Source organism: Blastococcus aggregatus, assembly GCF_900221005.1.
GTDB classification, from domain to species: domain Bacteria; phylum Actinomycetota; class Actinomycetes; order Mycobacteriales; family Geodermatophilaceae; genus Blastococcus; species Blastococcus aggregatus.
Genome location: NZ_OBQI01000001.1, coordinates 582,717 through 599,992 on the forward strand (window position 1 = coordinate 582,717; position 17,276 = coordinate 599,992).

General features: G+C 75.2%; 14 protein-coding genes. 4 read left to right on the forward strand and 10 right to left on the reverse strand.

Features of this window, described 5'->3' with window-relative positions:
• Positions 1–5 precede the first annotated feature (5 nt).
• From eno to CRP29_RS03015, 8 genes are all read right to left on the reverse strand, one after another.
• Entirely contained in the window at positions 6–1,286 is a 1,281-nt protein-coding gene (gene eno, locus CRP29_RS02980) for a phosphopyruvate hydratase (protein WP_097193545.1), read from the reverse strand.
• Between the two features lie 69 nt (positions 1,287–1,355).
• Positions 1,356–2,273 (reverse strand): nucleoside triphosphate pyrophosphohydrolase, encoded by a 918-nt coding sequence (locus CRP29_RS02985; protein WP_097193546.1) that lies wholly within the window; start codon positions 2,271–2,273, stop codon positions 1,356–1,358.
• 4 nt (positions 2,274–2,277) lie between these two features.
• Positions 2,278–3,276 (reverse strand): SurA N-terminal domain-containing protein, encoded by a 999-nt coding sequence (locus CRP29_RS22370; RefSeq protein WP_176522802.1) that lies wholly within the window; start codon positions 3,274–3,276, stop codon positions 2,278–2,280.
• 74 nt (positions 3,277–3,350) lie between these two features.
• Positions 3,351–6,896 (reverse strand): transcription-repair coupling factor, encoded by a 3,546-nt coding sequence (gene mfd / locus CRP29_RS02995; protein ID WP_097193547.1) that lies wholly within the window; start codon positions 6,894–6,896, stop codon positions 3,351–3,353.
• Positions 6,897–7,042: 146 nt separating this feature from the next.
• On the reverse strand, positions 7,043–7,576 hold the full coding sequence (locus CRP29_RS03000; RefSeq protein ID WP_245852354.1) for an acyltransferase: 534 nt from the start codon (positions 7,574–7,576) through the stop codon (positions 7,043–7,045).
• Positions 7,573–8,349, reverse strand: a complete 777-nt coding sequence (locus CRP29_RS03005) for a polysaccharide deacetylase family protein (protein WP_097193548.1) — start codon at positions 8,347–8,349, stop codon at positions 7,573–7,575. The genes CRP29_RS03000 and CRP29_RS03005 overlap by 4 nt, the downstream gene beginning before the upstream one ends.
• Entirely contained in the window at positions 8,346–8,810 is a 465-nt protein-coding gene (locus CRP29_RS03010) for an FAD synthase family protein (protein WP_097193549.1), read from the reverse strand. The genes CRP29_RS03005 and CRP29_RS03010 overlap by 4 nt, the downstream gene beginning before the upstream one ends.
• A 79-nt stretch (positions 8,811–8,889) precedes the next feature.
• On the reverse strand, positions 8,890–9,729 hold the full coding sequence (locus CRP29_RS03015) for a CDP-alcohol phosphatidyltransferase family protein (protein ID WP_245852356.1): 840 nt from the start codon (positions 9,727–9,729) through the stop codon (positions 8,890–8,892).
• A gap of 263 nt (positions 9,730–9,992) precedes the next feature.
• On the opposite strand from CRP29_RS03015, the gene CRP29_RS03020 reads away from it, so the two are divergent.
• Complete coding sequence (locus CRP29_RS03020) at positions 9,993–11,114, forward strand: glycosyltransferase family 4 protein (RefSeq protein WP_176522803.1); 1,122 nt, start codon at positions 9,993–9,995, stop codon at positions 11,112–11,114.
• Here the strand turns inward: CRP29_RS03020 and CRP29_RS03025 are convergent.
• A complete protein-coding gene (locus CRP29_RS03025) occupies positions 11,107–11,637 on the reverse strand; it encodes an arsenate reductase/protein-tyrosine-phosphatase family protein (protein WP_217991429.1) in 531 nt (176 codons plus the stop codon). The two genes, CRP29_RS03020 and CRP29_RS03025, sit on opposite strands and share 8 nt — an antisense overlap.
• Positions 11,638–11,696: 59 nt before the next feature.
• Positions 11,697–13,184, reverse strand: a complete 1,488-nt coding sequence (locus CRP29_RS03030; protein ID WP_097193551.1) for a tyrosine-protein kinase domain-containing protein — start codon at positions 13,182–13,184, stop codon at positions 11,697–11,699.
• A 242-nt stretch (positions 13,185–13,426) separates the two neighbouring features.
• Between CRP29_RS03030 and CRP29_RS22565 the strand changes: the two genes are divergently transcribed.
• Genes CRP29_RS22565 through CRP29_RS03040 form a run of 3 tightly spaced genes read left to right on the forward strand, consistent with a single transcriptional unit; the run spans position 13,427 to position 17,276 of the window.
• Positions 13,427–14,710 carry a hypothetical protein gene (locus tag CRP29_RS22565; RefSeq protein WP_176522804.1) on the forward strand — a complete coding sequence of 428 codons (1,284 nt, stop codon included), beginning with the start codon at positions 13,427–13,429 and terminating at the stop codon, positions 14,708–14,710.
• Positions 14,707–16,197, forward strand: a complete 1,491-nt coding sequence (locus CRP29_RS22570; RefSeq protein ID WP_176522805.1) for a lipopolysaccharide biosynthesis protein — start codon at positions 14,707–14,709, stop codon at positions 16,195–16,197. The genes CRP29_RS22565 and CRP29_RS22570 overlap by 4 nt, the downstream gene beginning before the upstream one ends.
• Positions 16,198–16,247: 50 nt before the next feature.
• Positions 16,248–17,276 (forward strand): glycosyltransferase, encoded by a 1,029-nt coding sequence (locus tag CRP29_RS03040; RefSeq protein WP_097193552.1) that lies wholly within the window; start codon positions 16,248–16,250, stop codon positions 17,274–17,276.

Consider the following 17,276-nt stretch of genomic DNA (forward strand, 5'->3'; position numbering starts at 1 on the left):
GGAGGTCAGCCCTGGGCCAGCCGGGGGAACGCGGCGGCGCCGGCGTAGCGCGCGGCGTCGTCGAGCTCCTCCTCGATGCGCAGCAGCTGGTTGTACTTGGCCACGCGCTCGCTGCGGGCCGGGGCACCGGTCTTGATCTGCCCGCAGTCGGTGGCGACGGCGAGGTCGGCGATCGTGGTGTCCTCGGTCTCGCCCGAGCGGTGGCTCATCATGCTGCGGTAGCCGCTGCGGTGGGCCAGGTTGACCGCGTCGAGGGTCTCGGTGAGCGTGCCGATCTGGTTCACCTTCACCAGCAGCGCGTTCGCCGCACCCCGGGCGATGCCGTCGGCCAGCCGGGTGGGGTTGGTGACGAACAGGTCGTCGCCGACGAGCTGCACGCGGCTGCCGAGGGCCTGGGTCAGCGCGACCCAGCCGTCCCAGTCCTGCTCGTCGAGCGGGTCCTCGATCGAGACGATCGGGAAGGCGTCGACCAGGCCGGTGTAGTACTCGGCCATCTCGTCCGAGGAGAGCTGCTTGCCCTCGAAGGCGTAGGAGCCGTCGGAGTGGAACTCCGTGGCGGCGACGTCGAGGGCGAAGGCGATGTCGCTGCCCACGGAGTAGCCGGCCTGCTCGACGGCCCGGGTGATCATGTCCAGCGCCGCGCGGTTGCTCGACAGGTTCGGCGCGAAGCCGCCCTCGTCGCCCAGCCCGGTGGACAGGCCCTCCTTCTTCAGGACGGCCTTGAGCGCGTGGTAGGTCTCGGTGCCCATGGCCAGCGCCTCGGCGAAGGTGCCGGCGCCGATCGGGGCGATCATGAACTCCTGCACGTCGACGTTGCTGTCGGCGTGGGCACCCCCGTTGAGGATGTTCATCATCGGCACGGGCAGCAGGTGCGCCGAGGGACCGCCGACGTAGCGGAACAGCGGCAGGCCGGAGGACTCGGCGGCGGCGCGGGCGACGGCGAGGCTCACGCCCAGGATGGCGTTGGCACCCAGGCGCGACTTGTCCGGCGTGCCGTCGAGGTCGATCAGCCGCTGGTCGACCAGCCGCTGCTCGCTGGCCTCGAAGCCCAGGAGCTCGGGGCCGATGACGTCGAGGACGCCGTCGACCGCCTTGGTGACGCCCTTGCCGCCGTAGCGGCTCCCGCCGTCGCGCAGCTCCACCGCCTCGAAGGCGCCGGTGGAGGCGCCGCTGGGCACCGCCGCCCGGGCGATCGTCCCGTCGTCGAGGGCGACCTCGACCTCAACGGTGGGGTTTCCGCGCGAGTCGAGGATCTCCCGCGCGCCTACGGCATCGATGCTCGGCACGGGGGGCAGCCTAACCAGCTGTTCCCTTCCGTCACGACAGCCTCGCCCGGCACCGCCCTTTCGGGTTGCTCAGCGTCCCGCGGTCCGCTGCTCGGCCGCGGCGTCGAGCTCGCCGGCGTACCGCCGCACCGCCTCGCGCAGCGCGTCCTCGACGTCCCAGCCGCGCGCCTGCGCCGCCGCCACCACCCCGAGCAGCCGCTCGCCCAGCTCCTCGGGGCTGCGATCGGGGAGCTCGGCCGGTTCCGGCGTGGGCAGTCCGGCCCGCCCGGCCCGTCGGACCAGCGCGGCGCCCCACGAGCTCGCGGGCTGCGAGCGCGAGACGCCCTCGGTGGGCGAGCGGCGCTGCTTCTCCTGCTGCTTGATCTGGTCCCAGCCCGCCTCGACCTGCTCGACGTCACGGGGGCCCGCGTCGCCGAACACGTGCGGGTGCCGGCGGACCAGCTTGTCCACCAGATCCCCGGCGACGGCGTCCACGTCGAACCCGCGGTCCGGCCCCGCCTCCGCGGCGACCCGGGCGTGGAAGACCACCTGCAGCAGCACGTCGCCGAGCTCCTCGCGCATGGCGACCGGGTCGTCGTCGACGATCGCGTCGTAGGCCTCGTGCGCCTCCTCGAGCAGGTAGCCGCGCAGCGAGGCGTGCGTCTGCTCGGCGTCCCAGGGACAGCCGCCGGGCGAGCGCAGCCGGTCCATCACGCGGACGACGTCCAGCAGCCGGGCGCCGGCCGGCTCGGGCGCGCCGCGGACCACCTCGGCCCCGGGCACGGCGGCGGCGTCGCCGGTCAGCAGGACGACCGCGTCCGGCCGGGCCTGCGCGGCGGCGCCGTCGGGGACGTCGTCGACGTGCCAGCCGGCCGCGCGCAGCGCCTCCGCGGTGCCCTCGGCCTCGGGCAGCGCGACGACCGGGCGGCCGGCCAGTGCCTGCCAGGCCTCCGGACCCAGCAGGCCGGGGAGGCGGGGGCTGACGACGACGACGAGGGCGACGGGCACCGGCTCAGTCTCCGGGACCCGCCGGCTGCACCTCGGGCCGGTCGGCCAGGATGCGGACCACGCCGCCCTCCCCGCGCACCAGCCGGCCCTCCTCGGTGAGGACGCCGTAGCGCGGGTTGACGGTGATGTCGAGGTCCTCGCGCACCTCGTCGGCCACCTCGGCGCCGGCGGCGGCGAGCCGCTCGGCGACCACCACCTCCACCTGCTCGCGGAGTTCCTCGAAGGACGGGTAGACCTCCCCCGCCAGGAAGCCGACGACGACGCCGAGGTCCTGCACGGGCACGCTGAACGCGGTGCCGGGCTCCGCGTCGGCGAACTCGTCGCTGAGCACCGGGGGCAGCTCCTCGGCGGGGCGACGGGTCAGCTCGGGCAGCGTCGACGGGCCGGGGTAGCGGGCCGCCACCGCCGCGTACGCCTCCGGCGCGGCGGTGAGCTCGGCGGCCACCGCCGACGCCGTCGCCTCGTCGGCGACGGTGATGTAGCCGAACTCCGGCTGCACGTACTCCTCGCGCACCTGCGCGTAGGCGTCGCGCAGCGAGGCCTCCGACAGGTCCCCGGCTCCCTCGGCGCGGGCGAGCTCCTCCCGGAGCAGCTGCTGGCGGATCGTCTCGGCGACGTCGGCCCGGCTCACGCCCTGCGCGGCGAGCTGGGCGTAGACGTCGTCGGGGTCGTCGTCGCCCATGAGCTGGTCGATCCGCTCGCGGACCGCGGCGTCGTCGACGGCGACGTCGTAGCGCTCCGCGACCTCGGCGTAGACCTCCCGCTCGACGAGGAAGCCGAGCACCCGGCGGGTGTAGTCGGCCGGGCCCGCGGCGGCGTACTCGGCGATCCCGTCGTCGGCGAGCCGGTCCTCGACGCCCCGCTCCAGCTCGGTGACGGTCACCGTCGCGTCCCCGACGTAGGCGGCGACGTCCGGCGAGGTCCGGCAGGCCGCCAGCGTGGGCAGGGTGAGGGCGAGCAGCAGCCCGGCGGCCGCCACCCGGGGAGCGCGAGGGATCAGCACGCCGGGAGACTCCCACACCCGCCGGGCCACGGGGCGGAAATGGCCATGTCCGCCCCGGGTCCAGGAGGCGGCGGTCAGGAGGCGGCAGCCACCGGCTGCTCGAGGACGGCGGTCAGCGTGGCCCGCAGGTTCTCCAGCAGGGCGACGTCGCGCACCGGGGTCCGCCGGTCGGGGCCGACCGGCATCTTCAGCACGATCGTCTCCACGGCGGCCTTGTAGGACGCGCCCTCGGCGAGCCGGGCGAGCCGCATCTGCTTGGACTCCGGCAGCACCACGGGGCTGATCCGGATGGCCCGGCCCTGGAGCGACACCTCGGTGATCCCGAGCGCCCGCATGGCCACCCGGAACCGGGCGACCGCCAGCAGGTTGAGCACCGGCGCCGGCGGGGCGCCGTACCGGTCGGTGAGCTCGTCGAGCACCGCCTGGGCGGCGCCCTCGTCCTGGATGGAGGCCACCTTGCGGTAGGCCTCCATGCGCAGCCGCTCGCCCGGCACGTAGTCGTGCGGCAGGTGCGCGTCGATCGGCAGGTCCACGCGGACCTCGACCGGCTCGGCCGGGGCCTCCTCGCCGGTGACCTGCGAGCGGTAGTCGGCGACCGCCTCGCCGACCAGCCGGACGTAGAGGTCGAAGCCGACGCCGGCGATGTGCCCGGACTGCTCGCCGCCGAGCAGGTTGCCCGAGCCGCGGATCTCGAGGTCCTTCATCGCCACCGCCATGCCCGCACCCAGGTCGGTGTTGTTGGCGATGGTGGTCAGCCGGTCGACCGAGGTCTCGGTGAGCGTGCGGGTCGGGTCGTAGGTGAAGTAGGCGTAGGCCCGCTCGCGGCCTCGACCGACGCGCCCGCGGATCTGGTGCAGCTGGGAGAGACCGAAGGTGTCGGCGCGGTCGACGATGAGGGTGTTGGCGTTGGGGATGTCCAGACCGGACTCCACGATCGTCGTCGCGACGAGGACGTCGTACTCCTTCTCCCAGAAGCCGACCATGATCCGCTCGAGCTCGTGCTCCTTCATCTGTCCGTGGCCGACGGCGACGCGGGCCTCGGGCACCAGGGCGCGGATCTTCGCCGCCGCCTTGTCGATCGACTGCACCCGGTTGTGGATCACGAAGACCTGGCCGTCGCGCAGCAGCTCGCGCCGGATCGCGGCGGCCATCTGCTTGTCCGCCCACGCACCGACGTAGGTGAGCACCGGGTGCCGCTCCTCGGGCGGGGTGAGGATCGTCGACATCTCGCGGATGCCGGTCAGCGACATCTCGAGCGTGCGCGGGATCGGCGTGGCCGACATCGACAGCACGTCGACCGCCGTCCGCATCGTCTTCAGGTACTCCTTGTGCTCGACCCCGAAGCGCTGCTCCTCGTCGACGATGACCAGGCCGAGGTCCTTCCACCGCGTCGAGGGCTGCAGCAGCCGGTGGGTGCCGACGAGGATGTCGACCTCCCCGGCGGCCAGCTGGCGCAGGATCTCGGTGGTCTCCTTGTCCGACTGGAACCGGGAGAGCACCTTCACCGTCACCGGGAACTGCGCGACCCGCTCGGAGAAGGTCTTGAAGTGCTGGTTGGCCAGCAGCGTCGTCGGCACCAGGACGGCGACCTGCTTGCCGTCCTGCACCGCCTTGAACGCCGCGCGGATGGCGATCTCGGTCTTCCCGTAGCCGACGTCGCCGCAGATGATCCGGTCCATCGGGACCGACTGCTGCATGTCGGCTTTCACCTCGTCGATGGCGGCCAGCTGGTCGGGCGTCTCCTGGAACGGGAAGGCGTCCTCGAGCTCGCGCTGCCAGACGGTGTCGGGACCGAAGGCGTGGCCCTTCGACGCCATGCGCGCCGAGTAGAGCCGGATCAGCTCGCCGGCGATCTGCTTGACCGCCTTGCGCGCCTTGCTCTTGGTGTTCTTCCAGTCCGCGCCGCCGAGCTTGGACAGCGCCGGGGCCTCGCCGCCGACGTAGCGGGTCAACTGGTCGAGGGAGTCGGTGGGCACGAACAGCCGGTCCGGCGGCTGGTTCCGCCGGCCCGGCGCGTACTCGACGATCAGGTAGTCGCGCTGCCCGCCGTTGACGGTGCGGCTGATCATCTCGATGTAGCGGCCGATGCCGTGCTGCTCGTGGACGACGAGGTCGCCGGGCTGGAGCTGGACCAGGTCGACGGCGTTGCGCCGGCGGGCGGGCATCTTGGTCGCGTCGCGCATCGACGTGCCGCGCTGACCGGTCAGGTCGTGCTCGGTGAGCAGCGCCAGGCCGACGCCGGGGAAGGCGAAGCCGGCCTCCAGGTTGCCCTGCGTGACCGAGGTGAGCCGGGGCTCCGGTGCGGTCTCCACGCCGGGCACGAGCGCGGCGCCCAGCTCGGCCTCGGCGAACTGGTCGGCGGCGCGCTGGGCGGGACCGGGCCCGGCGAAGGTGACGACGACCCGCCAGCCCTCCCGCTGCCAGCCGCGCATCGTCTCGATCGCCTTCGGCACGTCGCCGGCGAAGCGGTCGACGATCGTGGCGTCGAGGGTGATCTGGTGCTCGTCGTCCTCGGCCTGGACGGTGAACGAGCCGGTCGTCCACCACGGCAGCCCACGGCTCCGGGCGGCCGCCTCGACGTCGGCCAGGTCTCGGAAGGACGAGGCGCCGAGGTCGAGCGGCGACTCCCCCGCCTCCGCGGCGGTGGCCCAGGAGGCGGCGAGGAACTCCTCGGCGGTGCGCACCAGGTCCGCGGACCGGCTGCGCACCCGCTCGGGGTCGGCGACCAGCACGTGCGTGCCGGCCGGCAGCAGGTCGGTGAGCAGCTGCATCGCCTCGTCCCCGATCAGGGCCGGCGTCAGCGACTCCATGCCCTCGACCGCGATGCCCTCGGCCAGCTTGCCGAGCACCTCGATCAGGCCGGGGTGCAGATGAGCCAGCGCGGCGGCGCGGGCCCGCACCTCGTCGGTGAGCAGCAGCTCGCGGCACGGCGGTGCCCACAGCCGGTCGGGGCGCTCGTCGAGCGAGCGCTGGTCGGCGGCGGAGAAGTAGCGCAGCTCGTCGACCTCGTCGCCCCAGAACTCCACGCGGACCGGGTGCGGCTCGGTGGGCGGGAAGACGTCGAGCAGGCCGCCGCGGACGGCGAACTCGCCGCGCTTCTCGACCAGCTCGACGCGGGTGTATGCGGCGTCGGCCAGGGCGCGGGCGACGTCGTCGAGGTCGGCTGCGTCCCCCGGCTTGAGCTCGACCGGGATCAGGTCACCGAGGCCCGGCGCGAGCGGCTGCAGCACGCTGCGCACCGGCGCGACCAGGACGTCGATGGTGCCGTTCTCGCCGGGGTGGGTGAGGTCGCGGAGCACCGCGAGCCGGCGGCCCACCGTGTCCGCACGGGGGCTCAGCCGCTCGTGCGGCAGCGTCTCCCAGGCCGGGAACGTGGCGATCCGGGAGCCGGGCAGGAAGCAGCGCAGCAGGTCGGCGGCGACGTCGGCGTCCCGCTCCCCCGCCGTCACCAGCAGGACGGGCACGCCGGCGCCCGGCTGCCGCGCCGCCAGGGCGGCCGCGACCAGCGGCTGCACCGGCGGCGGCGCGGTGACCGAGAGCTCCGCGCTCCCCGCCGCCGCGACGACGCGGGCCATGCCGGGATCGCTGAGGACGACGTCGAGCACGCCGCGCAGACTCACGCTGTATCTCTCTCCTGGGATGCGGGGCCGCACCGCTGCCGCCGAGTGCGGCACGGGGCCCGATCCCAGGTTAGTCGGCAGGAGCGACACCCGTCGCCCAGCGGTGGCCGCACCCGCCGTCCCCCGGTGGGCGCCCGGCTCCGCGGTCAGGCGACGTCGGCCGCCAGATCCCGCAGCCGTCGCGCGGGCACCCCGGCGTAGACGCCGTCCGGCGCGCAGTCCCGGGTCACCACGGCGCCGGCGGCGATGATGCAGCCGTCCCCGACGGTGACGCCGGGCAGGACGATGGCGCCGGCGCCGATCCAGCACCCGTCCCCGATGGTGACCGGCGCGCCGCGGACGGCTCCCGCCCGCCGGCTGCTGGGCCCCTGCTCGTGGAAGCTGGTGATCAGCTGCACCCGGTGACCGATGGCGCAGTTGGTCCCGATCGTGACGGCCGCCTGGTTGTCGACGAGCACCCCACCGTTGACGAAGGTCCCCCGGCCGATCCGCACGTCCGTGCCGCCGAAGAAGCAACCCGGCGAGACGGTCACCCCGGCCGCCACCCCGAGCCCCAGCCGCTGCAGCGCAGCCGAGCGCACACGGGTCGGGACGACCGGTGAGGCCAGCACGCCGTTGACCAGGAGGTCCCGGACCACCACCGGCAGTACCGGCGCACCCCGCCGTCCCCGGCGCTTCACCCGGCACCGCCCGCATCGGGGACGCCGCGCATGCGCCAGGAGTGCCGGGTCAGCTTGGCGAGCAGCCGCGCCGCCCCGTCCCCGGGGGCCACGTAGAACCGCGGGATCGTGAAGCGGTCGCCCGGCAGGTAGTCGCCGGTGACGCAGGCGTGGTCGTACCCGGCCGCGCGCACCGCGTCGGCCGCGGCGGCGTCGAACTCACCCCACGGGTAGGCGAAGCCGGGCACCTCGGCCTGCAGGACCTCCTCCAGCACCCGCCGGCTGCCCTGGATCTCCTCGGCCAGCACGGCCGGGGTCGCGCCGCGCAGATGCACGTGGTGCAGCGTGTGGCTGCCCACCTCGTGCCCGGCGGCGGCGACCGCGCGCACCGCGTCGGCGTCCATCAGGTCCAGCCGCGGCCCCTCGTCCCACTCGTTCTGCCCGGCCAGCCGGCCGGCGACGACGTAGACCGTGCCGGCCATGCCGTGCCGGTCCAGCACCGGCACGGCGTGCTCGAGGAAGTCGGTGTAGCCGTCGTCGAAGGTCAGCCCGACCAGCCCGGCGGCCTCGCCGCGGTCGGTGGCGCGGACCAGTTCCGCGAGCGGGACCCCGCGCAGACCCAGGCGGCGCAGCAGCCGCAGGTGCCGGTCCAGCCGATCCGGGTGCACGCGGATCCGGTGCGGGTCCGCGACGCCGGACGGGCTGATCGAGTGGTACATGAGCACGGGCGCCATCCGCAGCCGGCCCCGGCCCGACCCCGGCGCGTGCGGCCGGCCGGTCGCGGCAGCGGTCACCGGGCACCGCCGCGGCGGGCGGCCGGCACGGCCGCCGGCGAGCCGGCGTCCAGCAGGTCGAGTGCCCGGCGCAGCACCGTGCTCGAGGTGTGCATCGTGTACGGGAAGTAGCGGACCTCGACCCCGACGGCGGCGAAGTCCCGCTCCAGCCGCTCCCCCTTGGGCGTCCCGCGCCAGTCGTCGCCCTTGAAGATGACGTCGAACCGCACCTCACGCCACGTGTCGATCTTGTCCGGGACGGTCTCGGCGTGGACCTCGTCGACGAACCGCAGGCTGCTCACGATCTCCATGCGCTCGGCGAGCGGGACGACCGGCAGCCGGCCCTTGGCCTGCAGCAGCATCTCGTCGGAGACGACGCCGGCGATGAGCCGGTCACAGTGCTGGGCCGCATGCCTGAGGATGTTCAGGTGACCGATGTGGAACAGGTCGTAGGCACCCGGCGCGTATCCGATCAGCGTCATCTCACGTTCCCCCGTTTCGATGCTGAACCCCTAGTCGAACAGGCCGCATGACGCTGCGTCACCGTTCCGGGAGTCGCGTTCACCCGAAGGGAGTGGCACCCGGAACCGCGGCCGGGCGGTCGGGGAGACGGGTCATCTCGGCCCGCCACCGGGGCAGGGCGAGCACGAGGAAGCCCGCGGTGCACGCCGCGAGGAGGGCGTAGAGGCCCACGAACGCGGCCGTCCACCCGAGGAGCGCGAAGACGAGGCACTGCACGCCGTAGTCGGTCGGGAGCAGGACCAGCGAGCGGAGCACGCTCGCCCCGGCCGCCGTCGGCGCGGCCCGCGTGGGGGTACCGTGCCGGCTGCGCAGCGCCTCGTTCAGGAGCATGGCGGAGAAGTAGACGACGTCCACGACGAGGTACCCCAGCGGCAGCAGCAGCCAGGCCTCGTCCAGGTCGCCCTGCCGGTAGAGCCCGATCGCCACCGCCAGGTGCAGGCAGGCGATCTTGGCCGCGTCCACCATGTGGTCGAGCCACTCGCCCGCGGGCGAACCGCCGCCCCGGAGGCGGGCGAGCTGCCCGTCGGCGGAGTCGAGGGCGTAGCCGACGACGAGCCCGATTGCGACGAGCACCCCGACCCACCAGGTGTGCGGCGCGAGCGCGACCGCGGCGAGCGCGGAGAAGGTGAAGGCGGCGCTGCAGGCGGTCACGGCGTCCGGCGTCATGCCGCGGTGGAACGCCAGGGCGGCGAACAGCCGGCCCAGGGGCCGGTTCACGAAGCGCCCGTACGCCGGGGCGCCCTGCGACCCCTTCTGCGCGCCGGCCAGACGCCGGACGGTGTCGGTCACCGTCTCCCCGGGCGCCGGCCGGGTCAGGGGCCGGGTCGGGGCGGCGGGGGGCGCGGGCACGTGCGCCTCCGCCACGTCGTCGTGCAGCACGGTGCCTCCGGTGGTCTCGTCGGGCCCGCTTGCCGCGGACCGGCCCGCCGAGTGTGGGCGCTGACGGGCCTGCCGCCGCCCCTTCCGGGAGCCGCCTCACCCCATCGGGAGGGGCGGCCTCCCGCGGGCACGCCGGAACCACCCCGAAGGGGTCACCGGGCGTGGTGGCGGTCCCCTCCGCGCGGCTAGCGTCCGGCGCGATGCGCGACATGGCCGGGCACCGCGCTCGCCGCGCGAGCCGCCCACCGACACCTGGAGTTCCCGTGGGAAGACCGCGCACCGGCCGCGTCGTGGCCGTGCACCCGCACGCCGACCTGTACGGCAGCGACCGGATGTTCCTGGAGGCCCTCGCCGCGCTCGGTCCCGACGTGCTGGCCGTCGTGTCGACCTCCGGCCCGCTGGTCGAGGCCGTGCGGTCCCGGGGCCACGAGGTCCTCGTCAAGGACTTCCCGGTCCTGCGCAAGGTGGAGCTCAAGGACCCGCGCAAGGCCGCGGTGTTCGGATGGCGCTTCCTGCGCTCGGTGCTGACGCTGTCGGCCTGGCTGCGCGCGCAGGACGCCGCGGTGCTCTACGTCAGCACCGTGACGGCGCCGGAGTGGCTCCTGGCCGGACGGCTGAGCGGGATCCGCGTCGTCTGCCACGTGCACGAGAGCATGCCCATGCCCCGGCCGGCCCGCGCGCTCCTGCTCTCCCCCCTGCTCGCCGCCGACCTGGTCGTCGCCAACAGCGCGGCCACGCAGGCGTGGGTGCGGAACTCCCTGCCGTGGGCCGCCCGGCGCCTCCGCGTGGTCCACAACGGGGTGCGGCCGCCGGTGGCCACCGCCGCTCCTGCGGGCTCCTGCGACCTCGTCGTGGTCGGCCGGCTGTCGGCCATCAAGGGGCAGGACACCGCCATCCGGGCGGCCGCGCTGGTGCGCGCGGCGGGGCACGACGTGACGCTGACGCTCGTGGGCGACTGCTATCCCGGCTACGAGGCCGTCGAGGTGGAGCTGCGCGACCTGGCCGTCCGGGAGGGGGTCGACGACGTCACCGTCTTCACCGGCTTCCAGGACCCGGCTCCCTACGTCGCCGGCGCCGACGTCGTCCTGGTCCCCTCGCGCGTCGAGTCCTTCGGCCTCGTCGCCGTGGAGGCGCTCCTGCTCGGCCGGCCGGTCGTGGCCGCCCGGACCGGCGGGCTGCTCGAGGTCATCCGGGACGGCGAGACGGGCCTGCTCGTGGACGCCGACGACCCGCGGGCGCTGGCCGGTGCGGTGCTCCGGCTCCTGCGCGACCCGCAGCTCGCGACTGCGCTCGGGACGGCCGGCCGCGCCGACGCGGAGGCGCGCTTCTCCATGGCGGCGTTCACGGCCGCCCTCGCCGAGGCCGTCCTCCCGCCGGTCAGCTGACCGCGCGCACCAGGCGGTCGACGGCGTCCTCGATGAGCGCGAAGCACCGCGCGTAGTCCTCGGCCGGGCGCCGGTGGGGGTCGGGCACGTCGACCCCGGACCCGCCGGGGACCCGGTGCGGACCGGCCAGCGACGGGAGCGCGGCCAGCCGGGCCGCCGGCCCCGGGGCCACCCCCGCCGGCCACCCCGATGCCGCGACGGCCTCGGCGATGTCGGCCGCCTCGGTCAGCAGGAAGGCGCGACGGACGGCCCCGGGCGCCGTGGCGACCACGGCGGCGCGGTGCTCCCGGGTCATGGTCAGCACGAGGGCGGCGTCCCGGAGCAGGTCCGCCCGCACCTGACGGGCGGTGAAGGCCTCCGCCGGGAACCCGGCGCCCGCCAGGAGCTCCGCCATCGGCGGATCGACGGGACGGCCGACCAGGGCGGCGGTGCCGGCGCTGCCGACGGTGACGCCCGAGCCCTCCAGCCGGGACGCCAGCAGCCGCTCCCCGACGGGTGAGCGGCAGATGTTGGCCGTGCACACGACGAGGACGGAGACCCCGGTCGGGGCCCCGTCCCCGCCGGAGGGTGCGGGGGGTGGGATCACCGGCGTCCGGAGGGCTCGGGGTTCCCGCCACGGGCCTTGGGCGGGGGCACCGCCAGGAGGCTGCGGGCGGCGACGACCTCCGGCCGCTCGGACCGCTTCGGCCGCTTGAGCTGCTTGGGCTGCGTGGGCTGCTCGGGGTGCTGCGCCGCCTCGTAGCCGTAGCCGTCGGCGGCGCGCTGGCGGACGTGGGTCAGCACGACGCCCACGACCCGGGCGCCGACGCGCTCGAGCAGCCCGAGGCTGCGGAGCACGGCCGGACGTCGGGTGCGGCTCGCGTCGGCGATCAGCATCGTCCCGGAGACGAGCCGGGCCAGGACGGCGGAGTCGGTCACCGGGAGCAGCGGGGCCCCGTCGACGAGGACGACGTCGTGGCTCGCCCCGAGCTGCGCCAGCACGTCGGCCATCGCCGGGGCGGAGAGCAGCTCGCTGGGGTTGGGCGGGAGCGGCCCCGACGTCAGGACGTGCAGCCCGGAGGAGCCCCAGTCCTGGAGGACGTCGTCCAGACCGGCCTGGCCGATCAGGACGGTGGTCAGGCCGGCCGCTCCCTCGAGGCCGAAGGCGTCGGCCACCGAGGGCCGGCGGAGATCGGCGTCCACCAGCGCGACCCGCAGGCCGGTCTCGGCCAGGGTCTCGGCCAGGTTCGCCGCCACGGTGGACTTGCCCTCGGCGGCGTGCGAGGAGGTGACCAGCAGCGTCAGCGGCTGCCCCGGCCGGGCCGTGAACTGCACGGCGGTGCGCAGGGACCGGAAGGCCTCGGCCGACGGGCTGCGCGGCGCGTTGACGACGACGAGGTCGCGGCCGGCGTCCGCCCCCGGCGGGGTGTCCAGGCCGGCCAGGAGGGGCAGGTCGGTCACCTGGGCGAGGTCCTCGGCCGTGCGCACCCGGGTGTCGGTGAGGTCCCGGACGACCGCGGCGCCCATCCCCAGGACGAGCCCGGCGAGCAGTCCGATGGCGAGGTTCAGCGTGGTGCGCGGCTCGCTCGGCGACGTCGGAGCCACCGCCGGGGAGACCGTGACCCCCTCGACCGTCGGCTGCCCGTCCGCGGTCTGCGGCGCCAGCTCGGCCACGGTCGCGACCAACTGCTCGGTGACCGCGTTCGTCAGCTCCGCGGCCCGCGCCGGCGACGCGTCGCTGACGCGCACCTGCAGGACGACGGTGCCGGACTCGACCTCCGCGGACACCTGCCCGGCCAGGGCCTGCGGCGTGGTCTCCAGGCCGAGCTTCACGATGACCGGGTCCAGCACGGCCGGGGTGCCCGCCAGCATGGCGTAGGAGGCCACCTGGTTCTGGGCGTACGCCGAGCCCTGGGCCAGGTCGTCGGCGCTGTCGCCGAAGCGCAGCGAGAAGAAGATGCTGCTGCCGGCCTGGTAGGAGGACGGCGTGGCCAGGGAGCCGACGCCCGCGACCAGCAGACCCGCGAAGGCGACGGCGGCCGTCCACCGCCAGCGCCGGCGGAGCAGCTGCAGTAGCTCGTGCAGGTCCATCAGTCTCCCCCGTAGGTGCACAGCGATCGAGAGGAACGGCCGCCTCACCGCGTGTACCTGTCGGGTCGGCCGACGGATGCCCTCGCGTCACGTTATCGAGACAGCGCCGTGCCGGGACCGGGTCGGGCCGGAGGCTGCCCCCAAGGGGTGAACGGCCGGCGGGCCGGGAGGACTGCCCCTTCCGGGTGGCGGGGGGCCGCCGGTACGCGGGGAACTCCGCCCTCCGCCCGCAGACTGGGCGCGTGACCAGCCTGGGATACGACACGAGCGGCGGCGGCACCGGCCCCGCCTCCCGGGTCGGCCCGCTGGCCACCCGGCCGGGCGTGGTCCTCGTCGTGGTGGTCGCCGCATGGGCGGCGGTCCCCTCGCTCGTCGCCGGGCCCAAGATCACCTGGGCGGTGCTCGCCGCCCTGCTCGTCCTGGTCCTGGCCTCGCTGTGGCAGCACGGGCGCACGGTCCGCTGGACGATGCCCGTCACGCTGGTGACCGTCGTCCTCCTGTGCGGCACCGTCTCGAGCGTGCACCACGGAACCCCCGTCGAGCTGGTCGCCGGGGCGGCCACCGCCCTGCTGCTCGTGGGCTGCACCCTGCTCGCCGTCACCTGCGGGCCGGACGACGTGCGTCTGCTGGCCCGTGGGCTGGTCCTCCTGGCCCTGGCCGAGCTGGCCGTGGCGCTCGCCGGCAGCTCGTTCGGGGTGCCCGCCCCGTGGGGCTACCTCGGCGGCGCCGCTCCCGCCTACGACGTCAACCAGCTGGTGCCCGCGCTGGGCGACCGGGCGACCGGCACCATGGCCCACCCGATCCCGTTCGGCACGCTCATGGCGGTGGCGGCCGCCCTCTGCCTCACCCGGGCCACCCGCTGGCCGGTCTCCGTCCGCGTCCTGGCCGGTGCGGCCGCCGGCTACGGGCTGGCGATGTCGGGCAGCCGCAGCGCCGCCGTCGTCCTCTGCGCCGCCACGGTCATCGCCGTGGTGACGCCCGGCGCGCTGCGGATCGGCATGGCCGCCCGGATCGCGATCGTGCTGACCGCGGCGGGCGTCGTCCTCCGCCTGCAGGACGCCCGGCTCGGGATCGTCAGCAGCCTGGAGGGCACCGGCTCGCTGACGCACCGGCTGGCCGCACTCGACGCCGCCGAGCGGCTGCTCGACCGGTCCCTGGCCCAGACACTGCTGGGCAGCGGAACCGGTTCCCTGGACGACCTGTTCGCCGCCGGTCTCCTGCAGCTGGACGGCTTCTTCGCCGTGGACAACCAGCTCGTGGCCACCTTCGCCGTCGCCGGGCTGGTGGGGGCGGTCGCGCTCGTGGCCGCGCTGGCGCTGGGGCTGCTCCGCGGGGATCCGCAGGTCCGGCCGGCGGCCCTGCTGATGGTCGGCATGGTCATGTCGTTCGACCTGCTGGAGTGGAACGCCACCGCCGTGCTCCTGGTCGCGCTCGCGACGCTCGGTTCCGCTGCCCGCACGGCCCGGCCCGGGCCCGAGGCGGCGCTCCCCCGCCCGGCGACAGCCGTTCCGGTAGGCACGTCGTGACCGCCGTCGAGATCCCGTCCCCGGCGGCGGGCGAGCCGCCGGCCGCCGAGCCGCGGGCCGCCCGCGCCGCCGGGATCACCCTGGTCGGCCAGGCCCTGCGCATCGTCATCCAGTTCGGCTCGATCGTGCTGCTGGCCAGGCTGCTCCTGCCGGAGGACTACGGCCTGCTGGCCATCGTGCTCGTGGTGGTGGGCATCGGCGAGATCGTCCGCGACTTCGGGCTGAGCACGGCCGCGATCCGGGCCCCGGAGCTGCCACGGTCCACCCGGGACGCGCTCTTCTGGATCAACACGGGCATCGGTGCCGCCCTGTGCCTCGTGGTCGTCGCGTCCTCCGGGCTCCTCGCCGGTCTGTTCGACCGCCCGGCGCTCAGCGGGATCGCCTGCGCCCTCGCCGGGACGTTCGTGCTCAACGGGATGGCCACCCAGTTCCGCGTCACCCTGACCCGGGAGATGCGCTTCCGCCCCCTCGTGACCGCGGACGTCCTCGCGCAGGCGGCCGGTGCCGGGTCGGCGATCGTCCTCGCCGTCGCGGGCGCGGGCTACTGGGCCCTGGTCGCCCAGCAGCTGGTCCAGGCGACCGTCGCCCTCGTCCTGGTGGCCGTGCCGGCCGGCTGGGCGCCCGGCCGGCCGCGCCGCACCCCCGGGCTGCGCCCGTTCCTGACGCTGGGCCTGCACCTGGTGGGGACCCAGCTGGTCAACTACGCGGGCAACAACGTCGACACCGTGACCATCGGCCTGCGCCTGGACCCCGCAGCCCTCGGCCTCTACAACCGCGGCTTCCAGTTGCTGATGACGCCGCTCAACCAGCTCCGCTCCCCCGCCACGGCCGTGGCGCTGCCCGTGCTGGCGAGGCTGCAGGGCGACCGCGAGCGGTTCGACGAGTACCTCCGCCGCGGCCAGCTGGCCCTGGGCCTCCCGATCGTGGTGACGCTCGGGGTGGTCGTCGGCGCGGCGGAGCCGCTGGTGCAGCTGTTCCTGGGACCACGGTGGTCGGAGGTCACGCCGATCCTGGCGCTGCTGGCCGTGGCCGCGGCGTCCCAGACGCTGGCGTTCGTGGGCCTGTGGACCTACCTGACCCGCGGCCTGGGCACCCAGCTGCTCCGCTACACGGTGGGCACCGCCCTGCTGCGGCTGGTCTGCGTGCTGGCGGGCAGCTCCTGGGGCGTCGTCGGCGTCGCGGCCGGGTACGCGCTGGCCGCCTTCCTCGAGTGGCCCCTGTCGCTGTGGTGGCTGTCGCGCATCACCCCGTTCCCCGGCCGCGCGCTGGCGGGGGGCGCGGCGCGCATCCTCGCGTGTGCCGTTCCTGCGGGGGTGGCCGCCCGGCTGGTCTGCCTGTTCGCCAACCCGCTGCCGCTCGCCGTCCAGCTGCTGCTCGCCGGCCTGGCCGGTGCCGCGGTGATGGCCGTCCTCGCCGTCGCCTCCCGGAGGATCCGGGAGGACCTCGGCGGCGTCCTGGCGTTCGGTCGCTCGATGGTCCGCCGATGACCACCCCACCGCCGGTCGCCCGCCCGGCACACCCCGGAGGTCCAGAGGCCATGAGCGCCGAGCCCGCACCGCGGCACCCGTTCACCGTCCTGCAGTCCTTTCCCGAGCCGCGGGAGACGACGAACCCCTACGTGGTGATGCTCCGGGACGCTCTCGACCGGACGCCCGGCGTCCGCGTGCTGACCTTCTCCTGGCGGCGGGCGCTCACGGCGCGCTACGACGCCTTCCACGCGCACTGGCCGGAGATCCTGGTCGACGGCAACGGCCCGCTGAAGAAGCTCGTCCGGCAGGGGCTGTTCGTGCTGTTCCTGCTCCGGCTGCGGCTCACCCGCGTGCCGCTGGTCCGGACGGTCCACAACCTCGAGCTGCCCGAGGGCCTGACCCGCCGCGAGACCGTGCTGCTCCGGTGGGCCGAGCGCGTCACGGCGCTGCGCATCCGGATCAACGAGACGACCGAGCTGGACGGCGGGACACCGGTCGAGACGGTCCTGCACGGTCACTACCGCGAGTGGTACGCCCCGCACCCGCGTCGGGAGCGCCGCCCCGGGCGCCTGGTCTTCGTCGGCCAGGTGCGCCGCTACAAGGGCGTGGACTCCCTCGTCGCCGCCTTCCGGGAGACCGCCGACGCCGGGCTCAGCCTGCGCGTCGCCGGCCGGCCGACGTCGGAGGAGCTGGCCGACCAGCTGCGCGGTGCGGCCGCGGACGACCCGCGGATCGGCCTGTCGCTGTCCTTCCTGCCCGATGCGGACCTAGTCGCCGAGGTGTCCGAGGCCGAGCTCGTCGTCCTCCCCTACCGGGAGATGCACAACTCCGGCGGCGCCCTCGCCGCGCTCTCCCTGGGCACTCCGGTGCTCGTACCCGACAACGAGGTCACCCGCCGCCTGGCCGCCGAGGTCGGCGCCGGATGGGTGCACACCTTCACGCCGCCCCTGACCGGCGCGGACCTGGAGGGGGCTCTCGCCGGGCTGCGGACGAGCCCGCCGGCCGGCCGGCCGGATCTCGCGCGGCGGGAGTGGGACGGCGCCGGGCGCGCGCACCTGGCTGCCTACCGCCGGGCCCGCGCGGCGCTGCGCGGCTGA